This is a genomic window from Lactiplantibacillus paraplantarum (assembly GCF_003641145.1).
In the GTDB taxonomy this organism is placed as follows: domain Bacteria; phylum Bacillota; class Bacilli; order Lactobacillales; family Lactobacillaceae; genus Lactiplantibacillus; species Lactiplantibacillus paraplantarum.
In genome coordinates this window covers 798,996-820,669 of record NZ_CP032744.1, presented here as the reverse complement: position 1 = coordinate 820,669, position 21,674 = coordinate 798,996, and the positions used below count along the sequence as shown (strand labels likewise).

Here is a 21,674-nt window from a genome sequence, read left to right as displayed (position 1 = left end):
ATAATCGAATTAAGTTCGTTAATTATCTTTATAAATACGAACGATAAAACAGCGGCCACTTTAATAATCCTGGTGCCCCAAAAACGTAAAGCCACTGCATGATCTGGCTCCACGTCCAAGCTAACAACACAGCTCCTAGCGTATCAGTCGGATAATGGGCATTCAAATAAATTCGGGAAAAGATAACTAAGATTAACCAAACCACACTCACCCATTTAACAATCATCGCCATCCGATAGCTCGGTAATTCCGGAACTACCAGCATGACAATCACGCTAACTAGCACGAAGGTTCCTAAGACGTGTCCGCTGGGATAACTATACCCGGTGTCCTGCGCCAGATGACCGATTGGCCGCGCTCGGCCAACTACATGCTTAGTAATGAAGCCCAACACCATCGCACCGACCATGTAAGCTAGTGACCAAAACGCTTGAATCTTATACTTGAACCCATACATTAAAAACGCCAGAATAATTATCCATAGAACATCCATTCCGGGCGAAGCCAGCCAAGCAATTACCTTGTAAAAAGCAACCCAAATACCACTGTTACTAACTTGAACCAGTGATGTTAAGGCCACGTCTAACAAATCAATACCAACTGCGCCGTCACTAATAAAATAGCTTAAATAGGCAAATAGAATTACCCCAACGACAAACTTGACCGGCCGACTACGCGACTTATCGATCATCAAAACAAGAACCCCCATTTAATATATAAATTACCAAAATTATAACATAGTCTATTAATCGACTGAACGAATCCTTAATATCTCTCAGGGAACCTTAAAAAAAAACAAAGAAATCTTATTTTAGTCACGTTTTATTAACAAAAAGGTTATGCTTATTCTGACAGTCATCGGTTAACTAACTAAATCTTACGTGGATTCAGTTTCCGCTGACTCAAAAAAATGCTAAACTATGAATAACTATTACCATTGGAGGAAGAGTTCATGGAAGACATGCCAAGTCGCTCAGAAATGCATCGTGAAAAATCACAGGGGAATGGTAACGGGCCCAAGAAAAAGCACCCCGTTCGCAATACCATTTTGATTATTATTGCCGTGTTATTAGTCGGGACCGGTGCGTTTGCTGCACGGACTTACTTTAACGCCAAAAACGCAGCCGACACGGTCTTCAAAAGTAGTGGCATCAAGAAGTCACGAAATACCAGTGCCGTGTTAAATGGCAAAAAGCCCGTCTCAATTCTATTGCTTGGGACTGATACGGGGGCTCTTGGTCGTAACTACAAAGGCCGCACTGATACGATTATTCTGGCCACCATTAACCCAAAGACCAAAACGACGACCCTGATGAGTTTGCCACGTGATTCTGAAGTGGCAGTCTCCGGTTTTGAACAAGATTTTCCAACTAAATTAAACGCCGCCTACGCTTACGGGAGTGCCGGTACGACCATTAAAACCGTTCAAAAATGGTTGAATGTCCCGATTGATTACTACGCTTTAATCAACATGGGTGGGATGAAAAAGGTCGTCAACGAAATTGGCGGTGTCGACATTACCCCTATTCGAACCTTTACTTATGAAGGTTACACCTTCACTAAGGGTCAAAAGGAACACATGAACGGGGCTAAAGCTTTAGCTTATTCCCGGATGCGTTATGATGATCCCCTCGGTGACTACGGTCGGCAACAACGGCAGCGACAATTGATCACGGCTATTCTGGGTGAAAGCACTAGTGCTTCCAACTTATTGAAACAAGATTTCTTAAATTCACTTGCTAAACAAACGCGGACTGACTTGACATTCGGTAACCTAACTAGCATCGTTACTAATTACCGTAGCGCCACTAAGAACATTGTTTCTGATCACGCTCAAGGTACGGGTAAGATGATTGATGGGCAATCCTTCGAAGTTGTGTCACAATCTGAAAAGCAACGGGTCACTAACGTATTACGTAAGTCCCTTGACTTAAAGGCCGCAACGACCGGTGAAAAATTCGCCAACCAAAATTAAATAACTGACATTACTAGGCAGCTAACGACTATTCGTCGCGGATTACAATAAAAAGGCCCACTGAGACTCCCCTATCGTGAGGATGCTCAGTGGGCCTTTTTGGCGCTAAGTTAGTTGGCTATGAATCATGTTAATTAGTTGGCATCTCGTTCGACAGCTTGTGTGCGCTTAGTCCAAGCCAACTTCCGGAGCCGGGCGCAATTACTGGGACATCGCCAACATCGATGTGAACTCACGCACAACCTGCATGATCTCAAATACGAATCTTATTCTAAGCCAGAAGCACTCCACTTCTGACTAAGCATTGGCATAGCATTTACCAGTTTCAGTACACCGAACACATTTTGGAAAGCTACTCGAATGGTTGATGAACGCCGATACGGCTTGGTGAAATCAAACGTTAAATGCTGGTCGTGCTGGACTTTCCAGCTAACACCTGCGTTAGAGCAGAGTTGGCTGTGTGACATATTCAATACTAACGGCGCAATTGAAAAACAAATGAATTATTGCAGTTTCGCTCGCCAGCAGAGCCGGACTGGCTATTGTTAACCTTAGTTCTCATCACGATTCCAATCGACGTAAGCGCCACTGACGAATACAAAATGCAATTAACCGATTAAGTAATTCAGCCAATAAAAAGCCCAATGCGATTGCGCCGGTAATCATAATAACTTGTAACGTGAATGATACGGCCTCACGATAATTACCAAGTGCAAAATTACGGACCATCTGATAAGCCTGACTACCAGGTACAAACGAGACTAGGCTTGGAATGTTAAAGATAATAGCTGGCATCTTCTTGTAGCGGGCGGCCAAACTACTGAGCACCCCAATGCCAACTGAGCCAATTAAACTACCTAAGACGACCCCACCATCAAAAGCCTGCACAATCAAGTATCCACCCCATGTCAGGGTACCAATCCAGCCCGCAACATTTAATGCTTGGTGCGGAATATTAATAATCAGGCCAAAACCCAATACCGCAATGTAAGCGAGTACTAATTGTCCAATCGTACCCATTGTGATCCCTCCGAATGCCCGGGTAACGCCCGTGCTTAAAATAGTGTAATGACAACGGCAATCCCAAAACCTAACGCCGCCGCACTCAGCATTGCTTCTACGCCGCGTGCGGGTCCGCTGACAAAATTACCGGCCAAGGTATCCCGCACCGCGTTTGTTAATGGCACTCCTGGAACTAGCGGCATTAATGCCCCAATAATAATATCGTTGACGTTGGTTCCCCAACCAATCTGACACACCCATTCCGCACTAAACCCAATTAGAAGTGCTGCTGTCAACTCACTTAAAAATTTGATTTTGAGGTACCGATTAAGCAAGTAGAAGACTAAATAACCCAACGTTCCAATAATGATAGTTGGCCACGTATTGATAGTTTCCTGACGAAACATGATCATCAGGGGGCCGCTAACTAGTGCGGCCCCAATTAGTTGAAGCCACAACGGAAATGACCGGGAAGCTGCATCCAACTGATTGAGTCGCTGGTATAACGTTGGTAAATCAATCGTGGTCGCTGCAAACTCCCGGGATAACTGATTAACTTGCGCCACCTTTTCAAGGTCAATTGTTCGCTGATTGACAGCAGCAATCTGGGTGGCATTACGCCCTTGAATCGACATCATAACTCCAGTAATCGTTACGTAGGTATTGGCCGCAACCACCCCGGCATTCTGGGCAATCCGCATCATCGTATCATCCACTCGCGAAATCTCAGAACCATTTTCGACCATGATTTTCCCCGCCTTCAAGCAAGTCGCAATAATCATTTCATCAGTCGTCACGGTCATCCCTCCTCGTGCTTAAGTAATTGCTTTCTCTAATTATCCTTACTTTAGCCAATGTCAGGCCGTTAGTAAAGCTTTATTTGTCATCATTAGTCAGCATAAATATGGTCAATAAAAAAACCGGTCACAGGAAGTAATTCCCGTAACCGGTTTAAGCCATTTAAGCTGTTAATTATGCTTTAGTAACGTTAACTGCTTGTGGGCCACGATCGCTTTCTTCAACGTCGAAGTTTACAGCTTGGCCTTCATCAAGACTCTTGAAGCCGTCTTCTTGGATAGCTGAGAAATGTACAAAGACATCGCTACCGTTTTCGCGAGTGATAAAACCAAAACCCTTATCAGCGTTGAACCATTTAACTGTTCCGTGTTCCATAATAAAAAATCCTCCTAGTGCATTTTGCACGTATAAAATAATGTAAATCATGATTCGGTACAAATGGGGATAGTTTATTGAAACGATCTGACCAAAATTACCTAACCAAGCTACAAGAGTAATTGTAGCATATTGTTTCTAAAAAAGGTAGCTAAACACCATGATTTCCATGAAATGTTTATGTGATGATAAATGAAACAGAATAACTAACTAATCATAAGTTAGTTTGTTCGGTACGTCCTTAACATTCCCTACTTAACAAAGACATTATGCGCCGCCTTAAAGCTAACGGGGATTTCTTCACCAGTCGTTTCAATTGCAACGGTCACTGGTCCTTCGAACGGATCGTGTTTCAAAACCGTCACTTGTTGCCCAATTTTGAGTAACGTATCATGTAAGTAAACTAACAAATCATGGTTATCAATAAAACGCTCAATCGTAACTGTCGTGCCATCTGGCGTATCCGCCAAACTCGTATGACTATCTTCCTGGTAATGCCCGTCCTTATCTGGAATAGCACCACCATGTGGACAATGCGTGGGATGACCTAAAAAGGCCTCTAAAGAATCCACTAACCGTTCGCTCGTCACGTGCTCCAGCACTTCAGCTTCTGTATGCACATCCGGCAAATCGTAATCAAGCTTATCGACTAAAAAGTCTTCCCAGATACGGTGCTTCCGAACTAACGTCTCAGCGTAGCGAATCCCCTTTTTGGTCAACGAAATGCCGGCATAAGGGGTATGCTTTGCCAAACCTTCCTGAACTAACTTACCGACCATTTCCGTTACAGAACCAGCCGCGATGTCTAGGCTTAAAGCAATCTGCTTATTAGACACCTTTTTCTTCGTACCACCAAGCTCGAAAATAATTTTTAAGTAATCTTCCTTCATGGGGGTCATGAATATTCTTCACCTCAACTAAATAGTTACTTCTAAATCTCTCTAAATATAATTCTACCATCTTACTACAATTAAGACACCAGTTCTAGTCTTTAATGGTCACAAAGCTTTGAATTAATTGTCTAATCGTGACATAATTAATTGTAGCGCAAAATAACCAACTTGGTTACTAATTTATAAGCGTGCTTGTTCGACTAAGGAGGAACCGCATCGTGAATAATGATGCTCAATTATCAATTACGCAATTAGATCGTTCTTTGCAGCATAAAGCGGTTGAAGACTTTGCAGCCTTTTACTTACAGCTTTTTGACGCTAACAACCTGGAAGTGATGTCCAACTATGACGTTGCCACTTATATGACCGACATCAATGAACACCTTACTTATGGCCGCTACATGACCAAGGCACAGCGTTTGAATGATACCGTTAACTTTTCATTTACGGCCTATATCAATTTGATTGATCGGCTCGATCAAAAATATTTTACTAGTGGTAATTCCGCGCTACCATGGAATGAATGGTTAGCCGCCCAGTTTGCCCAAATCGCAACTTCTTAACAATTCTACAATTTATGATTAATTTTTAGAGATTGAGTTCAAGCTCAATCTCTTTTTTGTGCGTATCACGCAATAGTCGTGGTGTTACATGTTAACGCTACAAAAAAAGCCCCAAGCTTTCCCGCAGCACTTGGGACCTCTGGCAAATATCATCACCGGGCGATTGAAGACTACTACTAGTTTCAATTACACGTTGTTTTTATGCACGATTACTACCTAGCCGAGCTAGGCATCTCTCAGCGCTTATTCGCGCTCCGTTGTAAATCCTTTTGCAAAGTTAAACTTCAAAACACGACCAACATGACGACGGTCAACCCAGCCATAAGATCGGTTGACGAACGGGAAACTTAAATGCCCAAGTGACTTACCGATACTTACCAACTTAAATTTAACATTAATCAATCAGTTACACAAGCTGAAGGTTGCTAGCCTTCTGACTTAACCGGATAAAGTCGATAGTGTGGCTGTTCATCTTGAATGTAGCAGTACAGACGTTGCGTCTTTGCTTCATCAAAGTAACCCAATTTGACCATATGGTGCCCATCACGTTCTTCAATTCCTTGAAATGCCGTCATCATAAAGATGCGCATCATTTCCATTTGATTATTATAACCATTGGCCCGCTCAACAGCTGCCGCTAGTGTAAACCCTTCATCTAGCATCATCTTAACAAAATGAACACGCATCAACGTACCATACGAATAGCGGTGTGTCGCATTCTTCTCAGTTGCTTTCAGACTATGAATATATTCTTTTTGCTCCCAGTAGCGTAGTTGTGTCTGGGAGACACCGGTCATTTTCGCCAAATCACTGATCCCAATTGTAAATTGGTGCTTATGAATTTGTTCTTTGAATTTTTTGAAAAATACGCCATCTTCTCGATTATCCACAGGTTAACCCCTTTTCTAACAATTTCAATACTCAGTATATTATTTTTGATATTAATGTCAAGTTTGTTGACAAAGTTGATAAATCCGATTATATTAGACAACGTACTTTTTTAGAGAGAAGGGATTTACTTGTCAACTCCTGTTGATACGCATGGGAAGCCCTATAACCGTGGCTTACTCATTGCAGTTTTATTAATCGGTACCTTTTGTACCGTTCTTAATCAAACGATTTTAACCACTGCTTTCCCAACGTTGATGAAAGATTTTGATATCACAACGTCGACCGTTCAATGGTTAACAACCGGATTTATGTTAGTCAACGGGATTATGATTCCCGTCAGTGCATGGCTAAGTTCACGGATTTCTACTAAATGGCTATACCTGACCGCAATGGCTATTTTTGAAATAGGAACTATTATTTGCTGGACGGCACCTAACTTCGGCTTCCTACTGACTGGACGTTTGATCCAGGCCGTTGGGGTCGGCGTAACCATGCCACTACTCCAAACGATCATGTTATCGATTTTCCCCGCTGATAAGCGTGGGGCCGCCATGGGGACTGCCGGTATCGTTATCGGTTTAGCCCCAGCCATCGGCCCAACGTTATCTGGGTGGGTCATTGACAACCTATCATGGCGTGACTTATTTGGTCTAATCGTTCCAATCGTCGCCATCGTTTTGATTGCTGGCTTCTTCTTCATGGCTAATGTTCTGGAAACATCTAAGCCCAAACTAGATTTTGCCTCACTAGTGCTTTCAACCATTGGTTTTGGGAGTTTGCTATACGGCTTTTCATCCGTTGGTGACAATGGCTGGACTTCTGCCGTTGTCCTCTCAACTTTGATTATTGGTGTTATCTTCATCATTGGCTTCATCTGGCGTCAATTAACGATGGAAAATCCATTCTTACAATTACGGGTCTTCAAACACGCCGAATTTACGATTGCAGCGATTTTGAGTTCCGTTGCCAACATGGCCATGGTCGGTGCTGAAATGGTTATTCCACTCTATTTGCAAATCATTCATGGCTTCTCCGCCTTTGAATCCGGACTATCATTATTAGCCGGAGCATTAATGATGGGGGTTATGAGCCCAATTACAGGTCGAGCCTTTGACCGTTTTGGTGCCAAACGTTTAGCTATTTTAGGGATGTTCTTACTGACCATCGGAACCATTCCATTTGCATTCATTACTCGTAATACCGCAACCGTCTATATTGTTGTGCTCTATGCGGTTCGGATGTTCGGGATCGCCATGGTCATGATGCCGGCAACGACTGCTGGGATGAACGCCCTACCCGTTGAATTAATGGGGCATGGGACGGCCGTTAATAACACGACGCGTCAAATTGCCAGTTCCATTGGGACGGCCATCTTGACTTCCGTCTTATCAAACGTTACGGATGCCACTAAACCGGCTCACAGCTTGATCAAGAGTAACCCACTCGGCTACCAGAACGGCTACTTTAACGCAACCTTAAATGGTTACCATGCTGCTTTCTGGGTGGCCGTGGGCTTCTCCGTTGTCGGCCTAGTTGTCGCCTTCTTCATGAAGGGCAAGCAACATTCCGTTAAACCGGTTATGAATACTAAGGAGGTGAACGACTAATGATTCTTGTATTACTCGTTGTTAGCGCAGTAGCGCTCTTCTTATCATTTATCTACGTTCACCAAAATACGTTACGAATCAGCCTATCCGTTATCTTTGCGGCGCTCTTAGTGACCTCGATCGTCTTCGTCTCCAAGAATGATGGTCAACATTACGGGATGGTCAAAACGACGACCACCACCACGCAAGCATTAAAGTCCGCTGGTAGTAGCAAGCAACTTGATTTATTGCTCTATCAAAGTGTGGGTACCGCTGACAAGCACCGGGTCTATATTTATAAAAAGACCACTAATCAGAAAAAAGTTAGCCATACAACGGCTAGTGTCAAGACGGCTAACCAAGTTAAGACGACGACCGCGACGCCTAAGTTAGTTACTAAGACGACACGCTGGACTTATAAGAGTAACGCCATGAAGTTTTGGTTTGGCTTAGCCAACAATGACAAACAGTTGATCAAGCGAACCAACTACTTCTATATCAACAAGAACTGGGTCGTCCTGAGCACAACGCAAGCCAAGCAATTCAGCAAATTGATGAAGCAACAACAAGCAACATTAAAAGCGCGTGCTAAAGTTTACGTGACTAATCAGGTCAAGGCCGCAATGGTCAAGAACCCAACGATGAGCAAAGCGCAACTCGCAAAAATTCAAAAAGCAGCGGCCGCTCAGTATCAAGCCAATGCCATTCAGAGTATGCTAAAAACAGTTAAGGCTAGCAAATAGCTTGAACTAACCATAAAAAATAACTAGCAAGACCCCGGCATGCCGGGGTCTTTGTTGTCTAAAAATAATCATGGTTTGTGTCCCCTTTCCACTAACGTCTTGCCAAAACTAGCGGCGGAGTCCCAGCGTCAAGACCACACTTATTCAAAAATCGATGCGCTGGTTAATTATGCCAGCGGTTTACAAAAAAATTCACGTTTTTTTCTGAAAATGTACACTATCTTTACTAAAACATGATTTTGGTGCTTTCGAGCAAATGATACGATTATCACGTACCAAGTTGATTGTTACGATGTCATTAGAAAGTCAGACGTCTAAAGGAATGATTACATGCACGATAACTCAACATCAGGATTGTTTTGGATCATCATCGCCCTTTTACTTGATATGATCAGTAAAACAGGCCCTAAAAATTTTATAATTAAGCAAATAAGACGATTTGGTTGGCTGATCAACTTGGCTATTCTGACTTACATTATCGTCGGGCAAATTCAGCAACCCACTGGCGTCGTACAAATCATGGTCTTAATAGTCATCGGATTTTCAACAATTCGCTCGATTTACGCTCGATTTACGCTCGCTTTAAACATCAACCTTAATTAGCACTAAGACAAAGGCTTGCCCGTGATCAACCGGTACTCAGGCATACATTCCACGTAATAAAACAAGCGTCCGCGTTGATTAGATCAACGCGGACGTTTGTTTTTATATCGCACATCACTGCATTATTAAAACTGTCAGACGATCTTTTGTGATTTTAACGCTGAACGACTAACAACTAACCGACGCAAACAGTCGGTCGGCCACTGACGGTTGAACAGATGCCGGGTTGAGCAGGCTCTCGGCGTCATCGTAGTCATCATCATCGTCATATTGATCATCAGTATCATAATCATCACTGTCGTCATAATCGTCATCGGACTCACTATCAGTGTCATCATCATAATCGTCATCAGACTGGCTTTCACTATCATCGTCATAATCACTATTCGAATCTTCATCGTCATCATCTTCTGAATAATCTGAATCACTGTCGGCGTCACTGTTAGTATCGGAATCATCGTCGTAATCGTCGGTCGAATCCGTATCTTGATCATCCCAATCATCATCAGCATCAGTCGAATTATCGTTCGTATCATCATTCGAATCAGCCGTTTGATCATCACGATCCGAATCATCGTCATTGTCGTCGGCCTGACTATCATATTCGTCATCTAACGTCTCAGCCGCATCATCCACATCGCTATCGTCTGCGAAGAGCGCCAAGATGAACCAGTCGGGCACATCGTCTAAGGCGTCCATGTCCCACTTATTTTTCGCAGCGGCAATCTTCTGGCGCAAAGCTGCTGCTCGTTTGGCTTCAGCTGCACTGACTTTCATTTTTGTTTTGGCCTTCTTAGCTGCAGTTAATAACTGTTTGACCTTAGGCTTCAACGATTTCAAATAAGGCTTTTTATCCCAGTTGATCGCTGCGCAACGTTTGAGCACGCTAGCTGAATAATTACCGTTCTTCACCTTTAACTGGGCTTTAACATCGTCCGACAATTGCTGATATTCCTGATAATCACTAGTTACGGTGACTTTCAATTGTTTCAGCTTATTCGTTAAGCTCGTTGCACCGTTCGCGATTTCAACCCCCTTATCAACCGTCGCCAACGCTGTTTTAACTTCACCAGACTTCAACTTAGCGGTCGTCGTCAAGTAGGCCTGCGTTTGATCCCGGTACGCCTGTGCCTTTTCGTCCTTAGGCTTTTGCGTTAAAGCGTTATCAAAATACGTCAGTGCTTTTTGATACTTATTCTCAGCAACCGCATTTAACCCGTTCTCGATTGACCGTGAATAATCCTTGTTACGACAACCAGCTAAGCCGACCACCATCAAACATAACAATATCAATAATGACACCCGTTGTTTCCCCGATTTCATACCTGCTTCACTATCCTTTTTGGTTGGTGTTTATGCTTCAATAAGTATACCGTTAGTCCACCAATCCTGCTAGCTGATATAAATTCATTTATATTCCGATGAAACGCATCTCCCCTATGCGGAAAGCAACATTCCTATTAACAGTTGTCCCAACGACGCGCCACAAATACGTATTACACCAATTAGTTCATTCGGACTAATCATGATTAAAACGCACCGATTTTGGATTGTTGTTTGTCCGTGGTTGCGCATCCTAATCCGACCTCCGGGGCTGGGTGCCAATTGCTGGAACGTAGCCGACATCGATTTGAGCTAACGCCCAACCCGCGTCATCTCAAATACGAGTCTTATTCTAAGCCGGAAGCAACCCACTTCCAGCTAAGAATAATTTGGCTACTGAGCATTGTCACCCAGCCCCTCCAGTCTCAAGAGTGTGGGGGCCACGAATTGAAGCCGAGCATTGCTACGCCAACGGATTAATACGGTCTTGGCATTAGTTCGTTGGCGTAGCAAGCACATTAGTGGCCCCGAACACGTTTCGGTAAGCCGCTCGAATGTCTAATGAACGACCGCTTAACTTGGTGTAATTAGTCGTTGAATATCTTGATACGGGAACTTCAATTGAACGTTAAGTTATCATTGACTATTTTTAGACTTCTCAGATAGTTAGTATGGTTATTGAGAAACCGTTAATCTGTCATAATATCAGTGGCAATCTGACAGTCAAACGACAAAATTTCTGTTTGTGAAAAGCAACAATCCGTTTATCAAAAATTGAGTACTCCTATGTCTGCCATTCGAATACTGTCCCGGCTGGAAGGCGTTTCGGCCAATGCCAAGTGGTGAAATTCCACTTGGCAAGCGTTTTTGGCTTGGTTAGTGGAAGGCCAGCATTTGAGACGTGCACTTCGGCTCAAATCTGTGCCCACCACGTTCCGGCAATTGGCAGAAATGCCTGGAGGTCGGCCTAGGAAGCACCAACCAAACAGTTCTACGCCAACCAGAACTATTTCCAGCGGGCTTAAGCTGGCCGCTTTTGACTTTAACTAATCGGTGCGTTTTAATCATAATTAATGCTAACTAAAAACTTGCACAACACCTGCGCATTTTTTGACGATCACAGGGGAAACAACCGCCGATCCAGCACTGCCAACTTTAGTTTTCATATTTAGTAACCAATAAACAATCATGTAAAAAAACAATCGTACCAATTCCAGCAGAATTGGTATGATTGTTTTAACTTGTTTATTGAGCTGCACACTGTTCGCAAAGTGGCATTAAATCTTTCAAATCCTCAACGGATGAGCCATTTTCTAAGAAGCAATTGACCATATCTAGCCAATATTCATCATCGGCACTAAAATGCGCGTTAATGTCCTTACAAGGTAATAACCCAGCATTGGTATAGGCGACGATTTTATCAGCAGCGACCCCGCTATGGGCTGCTAATTGTTCCAGAGTCATTTTCTCCCACCATTTGTCCTTTCAAAAAATCAATGTGATTATGTTACGCCCACAGCATTTGAAATGCAAGCGACAATTTCGTAACGTCACGATTAAAAATCAATGATAATTTCCTTCATTATTTTCACCGAAAGTAGTAAACTATTTTTTAACACGCCTTTATCTAGTCACTAGTACGCATCAAGCCTACTTTTTCATCACCAATATGCACTCGGCATTAACCTACATAGTTATCCTTTTTCATTAACCACGCTAACTGTCAGATAACCCCATTTAGTGCTGGTTAACTCATACTTATTGAATCGGAGATCGTATATTTATGGATTCTAGTTTAACCTTTCGTGCGGGTATCAAAGATGTGATTCCCACTGTCTTCGGGTACATTGGCGTCGGCCTAGCAATGGGCATCGTTGCTAACACGAGCCATCTGTCAGTTTGGGCCGTTCTACTGATGTCGTTAATTGTCTACGCCGGTTCCGCCCAATTTATTATTATCAGTATGCTGCTAGCCGGTAGTCCAATTTCAGCAATCGTCTTGTCCACTTTTTTGATCAATTCACGCATGATTTTAATGAGCATGTCGGTCGCCCAGTATTTTAAAAAAGATTCCTTATTGCAAAATATTGGTCTAGGATCGTTATTAACTGATGAAACCTTTGCACTCAGCATGAATAAACTAAATCAAACTAAGCAACAATTGAAAACAAGTTGGTTACACGCCGCTAATCTTGTCGCCTATTTAGTTTGGGCGGCTGCGACGGTGGTTGGCTGTCTCCTAGGTAACCTAATTACTGACCCTAACCAATTTGGCTTAGACTTCGCGGTGGTTGGCATGTTTATTGGATTACTTTACTTACAGATTATCACGGATCGTAGTAAGTCCCTACCCACCCAATTATGGGTCGTGCTATTCGTCACCCTCGCCATGTATTTTCTCATGCGCTGGGTCCCCGGCAACTTAGCTTTGATCTTTGCAACGTTGCTTGGCTGTGGCTTCGGAATGGTGGTGAGCCCCAAGTGAGTGCTTACATTTTAGCGACCATCTTACTTTGTGGTCTCGTAACTTGGCTATCACGCATCGTCCCTTTTGCCATCATTAAAAATCTGACGGTCCCCCATTGGTTAATTAATTTTCTATCATTTGTTCCAGTCGCCATCATGACCGCCATCTTTGTTGAAAGTCTCCTAACTTACCATGCGGGGCACTGGCCAGGATTCGACCTACCCAACATTTACGCCTCGATTCCCGCTATTCTTGCCGGCATTCTCACCAAGAGCCTACTAGCTGTCGTTATCACGGGCATTATTGCTATGGCCGTACTGCGACTAGTCGGCTGGGCATAAATCGTTAAAATCACATGTACTTAGCAAACTACTAGTTATCATCCATCTTTAATCACCCCCACTAACTTATATCACTGGGTTAGCGGGGGTGATTTGGTAGCCACTCAGTTACCTATCTTCTATAAATAATGACATTTTCACTAATGAAAGCGTTCCATCTGTGGTCGCCGCTTTATCTTATGAATTAAAGCAAGTATAATGATAAAAGTGTACGCCAGCGGATTGTCAAGAACAATTATGACTGGCATTGGTAAGAAACCGTTATAATTATCCAGATTGCTTTACATCCGCGAATGAAACGGGTAAATTAACAACGAACCATCTGTACACAATGTAGATAAGAACTATCTAAACTTTAAAGATTGAGAGATGAACAGACATGTGCGGTTTTGCTGGTTGCTTAACTGATCGGACTAAAGCGGATAACGCGGCCTACGATCAGACCATCCACGAAATGACTAAAATGATTGTCCATCGGGGACCCGATGATGACGGTTATTTTGCTGATGACAATATCACCATGGGTTTTCGGCGCTTAAGTATCATTGACTTAGCCGGTGGTCACCAACCATTATCTTATGATAATGAACGTTACTGGATGACATTTAACGGCGAGATTTATAACTACGTTGAATTGCGTGAACAACTCAAACAAGAAGGCTACGAATTCAAAACAAGCTCCGATTCTGAAGTAATTCTTGCGATGTACGCGAAGTACCACGCCGACGCAACGAAGTACTTACGGGGAATGTTTGCTTTCGTCATCTGGGATAAACAAGAAAAAACGTTATTTGCCGCGCGCGATCAGTTCGGGATCAAGCCGTTCTATTACGCCATCAGTGGTGACGACTTCTATTATGCTTCTGAAAGTAAGGCCATTTACAAGATTTTGAAGGACAAAACCTTCGATAAGAATGCCTTACAAGATTACATGACGTTCCAATTTGTTCCCGAACCAGAGACACTTACGAAAGAAATTAAAATGCTCGCCCCCGGTTGCTCCTTGACTAAAAAGCTTGGTGCCGCGCCACGGATCGATCGCTATTATCACCGCGAATTCCATCCGGTCCAACGTTCCGAGGACGAATATGCCCAAAAAATCAAAGATGCTTTAATCGACTCCGTTAAGATTCACATGCGCTCTGATGTACCAGTTGGTTCCTTCCTTTCAGGCGGAATTGACTCATCAATCATCGTCGCGATTGCTAAAAACTTCAACCCGAACCTCGAAACGATCTCGGTTGGTTTTGAACGTGAAGGTTACAGTGAACTTGACGTTGCTCAAGAGACCGCTGAAAAACTCGGTGTTAAGAATTACAGCATGACGATCACCCCGGAAGCTTTCATGAAAGCCTTCCCCCACTTTGTGTGGAGCATGGATGATCCGTTGGCTGACCCGGCCGCTGTGCCGCAGTACTTCTTAGCCAAAGAAGCGGTCAAACACGTTAAGGTTTGTCTGACTGGTGAAGGGGCTGACGAACTCTTCGGGGGTTACACTATCTATCACGAACCCGAATCATTAAAACCTTTCCGCTATACGAAACCAATTAACGGTGCGCTGAAGCGGATTGCCTTGATGATGCCTGAAGGAATGCGTGGTCGGTCCTTCTTACTCCGCGGGACGACCCCATTAGAAAATCGCTACGTGGGTAACGCCTTTATCTTCGGTGAACAAGAAAAGCAGACCTTCTTCAAGAATTACAATCAAAACCACCCGTTCCAGTCCATCACACAACCACTCTACGATGAATCCGTCGACTATGATCCAATCAGTCGGATGCAATTCATCGATATGCACACGTGGTTAAACGGTGACTTGTTGCATAACGCTGACCGGACAACCATGGCCCACAGTTTGGAACTGCGGACACCATTTGTTGATCGTGAGGTCTATAACTTAGCCGCTGAAATTCCGGCTGATCTCCGCATCAGTCATGGGACGACCAAGTACATTCTTCGTAAAGCGGTCGAAGACATCGTGCCAGCGCACGTTCTTCACCGTAAGAAGCTTGGTTTCCCAGTGCCAATTCGCTTCTGGCTCAAGGATGAAATGTACGATTGGGCTAAGCAGATCATTAACGATTCGCAAACTGACCAATACTTCAACAAAGACTACTTCTTGAAACTCTTAGATGACCATAAGGCCGGCGTTCGGGACAATTCTCGGAAGCTCTGGACTGTTCTCACCTTCATGATGTGGCATAAACTCTATGTCGAATCTGACCACTTGATGAATAGCCCCGAAGCGAACGCCGTTGCTGAAAAAGTCGAGGAGTTTTAGATCAATGGAAATTATTGTTCAAAAGTTCGGGGGGACATCCGTTAAAGATGAAGCCGCTCGTATTCAAGCATTAAAACACGTTCAATATGCAGTCGATCAGGGCGACAAAGTTATCGTGGTCGTCTCAGCAATTGGTCGTAAGGGCGCCCCCTACGCAACTGACTCATTACTCGGCCTAGTTGGGGCCGAGCATTCCCGCTTAACGAATCGGGAACTAGACATGTTGGTCTCAGTGGGGGAAACCATCTCGACTGCTGTCTTTACCGAGTTAGCGCGTAAACAAGGGCTGAACGTTACGGCGATGACCGGCCATGATGCCGGCATCATTACTAACGACGATTTCCAAAATGCTAAGATTCTTCGCGTTGATCCAAAACCGATCACGGATGCCTTTATTGATGCTGACGTGGTTGTCGTAACTGGTTTTCAAGGTGCCACTGAGAGCGGCCACATTACCACAATTGGTCGTGGTGGCTCCGATACATCAGCAGCCATCCTCGGTGCCGCTTTAAAAGCCAAACGGGTTGATATTTTTACCGATGTTAACGGCATGATGACTGCTGATCCGCGACTGGTCACCCACGCCCGTTTTATTAAGGCTATCAGCTATGAAGAACTGGCTAATATGGCTCATGAAGGTGCTAAGGTCATTCATCCGCGCGCGGTTGAAATTGCGGAACAAGCCCACGTCCCAATGCGAATTCGTTCAACCTATCAAGAACCGGATGAACTGGGAACTTTGGTCACTGACCGCACAACGACGCAAATCGAGCATTATCGCACGGTAACGGGGATTGCGCACCAAACAAACTTGACGCAATTCACTGTGCCTACCGATACGTTAAGTTCAAGTGCCATCTTCCAATTGATGGCACAGCACGGTTTGAGCGTTGACTTTATTAACATCACACCACACCAAGTCGTCTTTAACCTCGTTAATGGTGATGCAGCCGTCGCTAAGCAACTCTTAACTGACGCCCACGTCCACTGTCACGCGATTGCGGACTGTGCGAAGGTTTCCGTTGTTGGGGCTGGTATTACCGGGACTCCCGGCGTAACTGCCCGCATCGTCACGGCATTATCGGCACAGCACATCGACATTTTACAATCGACCGATAGTTATACGACCATCTGGGTACTCGTCAAGGAAGCTGACTTAAAAGCTGCCATGAACGCCTTACATGATGAATTTTTAGGAATCGAATAATCATCACCAACAAGCTCGGCTTAACGCCGGGCTTTTTTGCATCTAGTACTTAAGTTTTGGCTCTGTTTTAGACCATTTTTTCCGCCAAAAGCCTGTCCAGTTGTTACGGCACGCGTCTAATTTCAGACCTCATTTAGGGTGACAATTCCCCCGTTTGCATGTATTCTAGAAACAGTAACTTTATTGAAAAGGACGCTAATATTATGCAAGCAAGTCAATTAATTAATAGTTTGAAATTTAAGCGGGTACGGCCCGCATTGACCACGGACTTCGACGTCACGATGTTGACACAGGATACCCGTGAAGTTCAGCCCGGGGCGATGTTTATCGCTGTTATTGGTTATCACGTTGATGGTCACGATCTCGTTGACCAGGCCATCGAAAAAGGCGCCAAGATCATCGTGGCTTCTAAACCCTTGGACGTCAAAGTACCCGTTATCTATGTTGAAAACACTGAACGAGCAATGGCGATTCTCGCCGACGTTTTTTATGGTGCTCCTAGTCAAAAGATGCGGATGATTGGTGTTACTGGTACTAACGGTAAGACTACCGTCACCCACCTGATCGAACAGATCTATCGTGATCAACAGCAAGCAACAGGCCTCATCGGGACGATGTATCGTAAGATCAAAGATGAAAAGCTACCAACGGCCAACACTACGCCGGATGCGATCACAACGCAACGCACACTAGCTGCCATGCGTGACGCCGGTGTTGAAACTGTGGCTATGGAAGTTTCTTCAATAGCACTCGTACTTGGACGGGTCTGGGGCATTGATTACGATATCGCCGTCTTCACTAACTTGACGCAAGATCATTTGGACTTCCATAAAACAATGGCTAAGTATACGGAAGCTAAGGCCATGCTCTTTGCGCAACTCGGCAATAAGTACAACGCTGATGGAACGAATAAAGTCGCCGTTCTTAATACCGATGATCCCGTTGGTCGTGAATTTGAACAGTATACGGCTGCGCACGTGCTGACGTTTGGACTCAAACCAGATGCCATGATCAATGCTCAAAATGTCGAGATTAAGAGCCACGGAACTGAATTTGATCTCTCCGTCTTCGGCCACGTGACCCACGTGACAATGCAACTGATTGGCCAGTTCAACGTTTATAATATGCTGGCGGCCTTTGCAGCGGCTTACGCCAGTGGTATTCCTGAGGACCAAATTATTAAGTCCCTCGAAAAAGTGACGGGCGTTAAAGGACGTTTTCAATCCGTACCATCTCACACGGGTGTTAGTGTCATCGTCGATTACTCCCACACTCCCGACGGCTTATTGAATGCCTTAGAAACCATTCAAGATTTCGCCACTAAGGATATTTATTGCGTCGTTGGCTGTGGCGGTGATCGTGACAAAACGAAGCGGCCTAAGATGGCCAAAATCGCCGTTGAGCATAGCACCAAACCAATCTTCACTTCAGACAATCCACGGACGGAAGATCCAACGATGATCCTAAACGACATGGTTGCTGGGGTTCCTGACGCTAACGTCCCTGTCTATGAAGACCGGCACGTTGCCATTGCTAAGGCAATTGAAGCCGCGCAACCCGGCGATGTTGTCTTAATCGCTGGTAAGGGCCATGAGGATTACCAAATCATTGGTCGGACAAAACATCACTTTGATGATAGTGAAGAAGCTGCCAAAGCTTTAGCCTTGAAACCAACCATTGATTAAGCCTGGCAGCATGCATTTGCGTGCTATACAACAATCACACGTGTTCGAACATACCAAAGAACTGGACTACTGTTCATCAGCAATCCACGTCCGCTGCCAACTTCCATGACTGGTTGCTTTAACTTTACAATTTGGCACGTTCGAATGATTTTTCGTGCTGCCTCATAACTAACACAAGTTGGGCCAACTCACCAATCAAAACCACCCCTAACTAGACTGATGCTTATCAGTCTAGTTAGGGGTGGTTTTGATTTAGCGATTATCGTCCCCGTATCTAGCTAATTTTGAGTAAAGTAGCTGCTCGCACGACTACTTAATCCCGCTTCGATTATTAACCGGTCAAACTATCGCCTATCTTTGATAATTATCCTAATCCGGAAATATAATTATGTTGATAAAAGGGCTCAACTATCGTTGTTAATTTAGGTTTAACTAGTTTGGGGGGATTTATCATGTCAATGTTTCAAACTTGGAAACGCCGAATTGCTTACGGTTCCACTGACATGGCTGGCAATATTATCTGGCAGATGGTCAGTACTTATTTACTGTTCTATTACACGACAGTGGCGGGGATTTCAGCCGCCTTTGCTGGTATGTTGTTCTTCGTTGTTCGCTTCATCGACGCCTTTGATGCCTTAATTTATGGCTATCTGATTGATCATACGCACACAAAATACGGTCAATCGCGTCCATACTTTGTTTGGTTTGGTATCCCACTAGGGCTCCTGGCAATGTCACTGTTTATGATTCCATCATTTGGTGGGCACACGACGATGCGGCTCGTTTATATTTCAATCACCTACACATTCTTCAGCTTAATTTATTCTGGTGCTAACACGCCCATCACATCAATTCTTCCGAGTTTAACTGATGACAGTGTTGAACGAACCAAATTAGCAAGTGCACGTATGGTCATGACCACTATCGGGACAAGTGCAGTGGCCGCCATCACCTTGCCAATGGTCAAATTACTCGGAAAGGGCAACCAATCCACAGGCTTTACCCTCTGGGCCATTATTTTGGGACTCGTCATTATGGGACTCTTTATCTTCGCCTTTTTCAATCTCAAGGAAACCAATGGTGCGCAAAATCCAGATGGTGACAATGAAGCGACTGAATCGCTGTCAATCTGGGAAAGTTTGAAAGGTGCCGCTAGCAACAAGCCGTGGCTATTACTAGCTTGCTCGTTCATTTTGCTACAAACGTTCTGGATGCTACGAGGTAATTCCGCTATCTTCTTTATTAAATATGTGTATGGACGGCCAGAATTAGCCCCAATCTTCCTTGGCATCGGCTTTGTTTCCGTCATTGGTAACTTATCCGTTCCATTTTTGTCACAACATTTTAAGAACCGTAACGTCTTACAATTTTCACTCGTTTTAGGTGTCGTTGGTCAATTATTGTTACCAATCGCCGAAAAGATGCACAGTGTCAGCCTGTTAATTGCAGGCTCAGTTGTTTTTCTCATTGCCATGGGGATTACGTTTACGATTGTCTTCGCTATGTTATCTGACACCGTTGATTACTCGACAAAAGTCCTCGGGTTAAATGAAACCGGATTCTTGTCCGCCGTACCAATGATTGGTGCCAAGTTAGGAATGGGGATTGGTGGCTTTCTGGCCGGTCAATTTCTATCATGGGGTCAGTTCAATGCAAAAGCGGCTGTTCAATCAGGACGAACGATTACTTTTATCAACCTCGCCTTTATTTGGATGCCAATTATTTTATTAGCTGCGATGATTTTCATGATGCAATTCTATCATTTAGACGAAAAAGAATTACAAGTGAATAAACCAGACGCAGTTCCAGTGAGTGAAGCTAAGGAGGACGTTGAATATGATGCCAACAATTAATTCAATTAAAACAACCGTCAACGGCGTTGTTAAAATTGTTAAACCATTTAATAACGAAGTTGGCGGTGAACAATTTGACCCCCGCGTACTCAAAACACTAACAACCTTTGCACAACCCGCCGTCCTTGAAAATGACTTGGCGGCTCTCCGCAGTGGCAGTTTAACTCCCGCCATTGCAGACCCCGTTGGCAAAGCCGTCGCCGTTCAAAATCGTAATATTACCGCTTTGAATCGTACGGTCAGCGTTGAATGGCTAACGCCACAAAATGTTATTAGTCACAAAGTACTTGTCTACTTCCATGGCGGTGCTTTTTACGGCGGGGTTCCCGGTAACAACACTGTACTATTAAAGATGATTGCGGCTCAAAGCCATTGCGAAGTCCTTAACGTTGATTATAGCCTAGCCCCAGAAGCACCGGCGCCCGCAGGTATTTTAGATGGTCTCGCCATTTTCCAATATTTAGAACAGCGTGATGCTGACACAATGATTACCGTAGCTGGCGATTCAGCCGGAGCCAACATCATCATGGCGGCAACGAATTTGAACCAACAACTCGGTAGTAACCGTATCAACCAGCAGCTGTTATTATATCCAGTCACCGCACCAAATGCTGACCACGCCGGTCCACTCTGGGATTTGGCCGCCTTTCCGATTATTGACTCACAGCGTGCCATTCTCACCAACTATCACGACCTCTTTCGACAACTCGATAGCATCATGACAGCTTATTATGTCCCAGAAAACTTTGATTCACATTCTCCACTCATCTCACCGCTACGCCAGGAAGACTTCACGATGACACCACCAACAACAATTATGGTCGGTGAATTTGATCCTTTCCGTCCACAGGCCTGGGCTTATGCTCAGCGACTAGCCGCAGCCGATACCGCAACGACATTTATTCAATATCAAGGTTTGAACCACGCTTTTGCACCATTAGTGGATCAATATTGGCAAAGTCGTGACGTTGCCCAAGTGATGGCCGCCGCGTTAATTTAGTGCCCTGTCAAACTACTGAAATGCCGCGCACCACATCTCAAGAACCAAGTGACTAAGAAATTGAACAATTAACACAAAATCGGCAATC

Annotated in this window: 20 protein-coding genes; 12 read left to right on the top strand and 8 right to left on the bottom strand. The window is 44.2% G+C overall.

All coding sequences use genetic code 11. From position 1 onward, the window contains the following. Nucleotides 1-28 precede the first annotated feature (28 nt). Nucleotides 29-691, bottom strand: coding sequence for a phosphatase PAP2 family protein (locus LP667_RS03915; RefSeq protein ID WP_021732417.1), 663 nt, complete (start codon nt 689-691; stop codon nt 29-31). A gap of 261 nt (nt 692-952) precedes the next feature. Between LP667_RS03915 and LP667_RS03910 the strand changes: the two genes are divergently transcribed. Further along, nucleotides 953-1,975, top strand: a complete 1,023-nt coding sequence (locus tag LP667_RS03910; protein ID WP_021732416.1) for an LCP family glycopolymer transferase — start codon at nt 953-955, stop codon at nt 1,973-1,975. Nucleotides 1,976-2,536: 561 nt separating this feature from the next. On the opposite strand, the gene LP667_RS03900 is transcribed toward LP667_RS03910, so the two are convergent. The 4 genes from LP667_RS03900 to LP667_RS03885 form a co-directional block, all read right to left on the bottom strand. After that, complete coding sequence (locus tag LP667_RS03900; protein WP_056988582.1) at nt 2,537-2,995, bottom strand: threonine/serine exporter family protein; 459 nt, start codon at nt 2,993-2,995, stop codon at nt 2,537-2,539. 35 nt (nt 2,996-3,030) lie between these two features. Next, nucleotides 3,031-3,780 carry a threonine/serine exporter family protein gene (locus LP667_RS03895; RefSeq protein ID WP_033609218.1) on the bottom strand — a complete coding sequence of 250 codons (750 nt, stop codon included), beginning with the start codon at nt 3,778-3,780 and terminating at the stop codon, nt 3,031-3,033. A gap of 169 nt (nt 3,781-3,949) precedes the next feature. Then, nucleotides 3,950-4,150: a cold-shock protein gene (locus tag LP667_RS03890; protein ID WP_003641227.1), complete on the bottom strand. Its 201-nt coding sequence runs from the start codon at nt 4,148-4,150 to the stop codon at nt 3,950-3,952. Nucleotides 4,151-4,401: 251 nt separating this feature from the next. After that, nucleotides 4,402-5,049, bottom strand: a complete 648-nt coding sequence (locus LP667_RS03885; RefSeq protein ID WP_021730244.1) for a metal-dependent transcriptional regulator — start codon at nt 5,047-5,049, stop codon at nt 4,402-4,404. A gap of 212 nt (nt 5,050-5,261) precedes the next feature. On the opposite strand from LP667_RS03885, the gene LP667_RS03880 reads away from it, so the two are divergent. Beyond that, entirely contained in the window at nt 5,262-5,606 is a 345-nt protein-coding gene (locus LP667_RS03880; protein ID WP_021730243.1) for a hypothetical protein, read from the top strand. A 425-nt stretch (nt 5,607-6,031) separates the two neighbouring features. Here the strand turns inward: LP667_RS03880 and LP667_RS03875 are convergent, their stop codons facing one another. Further along, on the bottom strand, nt 6,032-6,496 hold the full coding sequence (locus tag LP667_RS03875) for a MerR family transcriptional regulator (protein ID WP_021730242.1): 465 nt from the start codon (nt 6,494-6,496) through the stop codon (nt 6,032-6,034). A 129-nt stretch (nt 6,497-6,625) separates the two neighbouring features. Between LP667_RS03875 and LP667_RS03870 the strand changes: the two genes are divergently transcribed. The 3 genes from LP667_RS03870 to LP667_RS03860 all read left to right on the top strand — a co-directional run bounded on the left by LP667_RS03870 (nt 6,626) and on the right by LP667_RS03860 (nt 9,429). Beyond that, a complete protein-coding gene (locus LP667_RS03870) occupies nt 6,626-8,104 on the top strand; it encodes an MDR family MFS transporter (protein WP_021730241.1) in 1,479 nt (492 codons plus the stop codon). Further along, on the top strand, nt 8,104-8,826 hold the full coding sequence (locus LP667_RS03865) for a DUF4811 domain-containing protein (RefSeq protein WP_021730240.1): 723 nt from the start codon (nt 8,104-8,106) through the stop codon (nt 8,824-8,826). Before LP667_RS03870 ends, LP667_RS03865 begins: the two co-directional genes overlap by 1 nt. A 330-nt stretch (nt 8,827-9,156) precedes the next feature. After that, complete coding sequence (locus tag LP667_RS03860) at nt 9,157-9,429, top strand: hypothetical protein (protein WP_021730239.1); 273 nt, start codon at nt 9,157-9,159, stop codon at nt 9,427-9,429. Nucleotides 9,430-9,597: 168 nt separating this feature from the next. On the opposite strand, the gene LP667_RS03855 is transcribed toward LP667_RS03860, so the two are convergent. Next, nucleotides 9,598-10,752, bottom strand: a complete 1,155-nt coding sequence (locus LP667_RS03855) for an outer membrane protein assembly factor BamD (RefSeq protein ID WP_021730238.1) — start codon at nt 10,750-10,752, stop codon at nt 9,598-9,600. A gap of 1,245 nt (nt 10,753-11,997) precedes the next feature. Beyond that, nucleotides 11,998-12,216 carry a helix-turn-helix domain-containing protein gene (locus LP667_RS03840; protein WP_021730237.1) on the bottom strand — a complete coding sequence of 73 codons (219 nt, stop codon included), beginning with the start codon at nt 12,214-12,216 and terminating at the stop codon, nt 11,998-12,000. A gap of 319 nt (nt 12,217-12,535) precedes the next feature. Here LP667_RS03840 and LP667_RS03835 point away from each other — a divergent pair, with 319 nt between their 5' ends. From LP667_RS03835 to LP667_RS03805, 7 genes are all read left to right on the top strand, one after another. Then, a complete protein-coding gene (locus LP667_RS03835; RefSeq protein WP_021730236.1) occupies nt 12,536-13,237 on the top strand; it encodes an AzlC family ABC transporter permease in 702 nt (233 codons plus the stop codon). Next, a complete protein-coding gene (locus tag LP667_RS03830; RefSeq protein ID WP_033609215.1) occupies nt 13,234-13,560 on the top strand; it encodes an AzlD domain-containing protein in 327 nt (108 codons plus the stop codon). Before LP667_RS03835 ends, LP667_RS03830 begins: the two co-directional genes overlap by 4 nt. A 379-nt stretch (nt 13,561-13,939) precedes the next feature. Next, a complete protein-coding gene (asnB, locus tag LP667_RS03825) occupies nt 13,940-15,841 on the top strand; it encodes an asparagine synthase (glutamine-hydrolyzing) (protein WP_021730233.1) in 1,902 nt (633 codons plus the stop codon). Nucleotides 15,842-15,845: 4 nt separating this feature from the next. Next, nucleotides 15,846-17,048: an aspartate kinase gene (dapG, locus tag LP667_RS03820; RefSeq protein WP_021730232.1), complete on the top strand. Its 1,203-nt coding sequence runs from the start codon at nt 15,846-15,848 to the stop codon at nt 17,046-17,048. Between the two features lie 203 nt (nt 17,049-17,251). Further along, complete coding sequence (locus LP667_RS03815) at nt 17,252-18,733, top strand: UDP-N-acetylmuramoyl-L-alanyl-D-glutamate--2,6-diaminopimelate ligase (protein WP_021730231.1); 1,482 nt, start codon at nt 17,252-17,254, stop codon at nt 18,731-18,733. 452 nt (nt 18,734-19,185) lie between these two features. Next, on the top strand, nt 19,186-20,586 hold the full coding sequence (locus LP667_RS03810; RefSeq protein ID WP_021730230.1) for an MFS transporter: 1,401 nt from the start codon (nt 19,186-19,188) through the stop codon (nt 20,584-20,586). Beyond that, a complete protein-coding gene (locus tag LP667_RS03805) occupies nt 20,570-21,586 on the top strand; it encodes an alpha/beta hydrolase (RefSeq protein ID WP_021730229.1) in 1,017 nt (338 codons plus the stop codon). Before LP667_RS03810 ends, LP667_RS03805 begins: the two co-directional genes overlap by 17 nt. Nucleotides 21,587-21,674 lie beyond the last annotated feature (88 nt).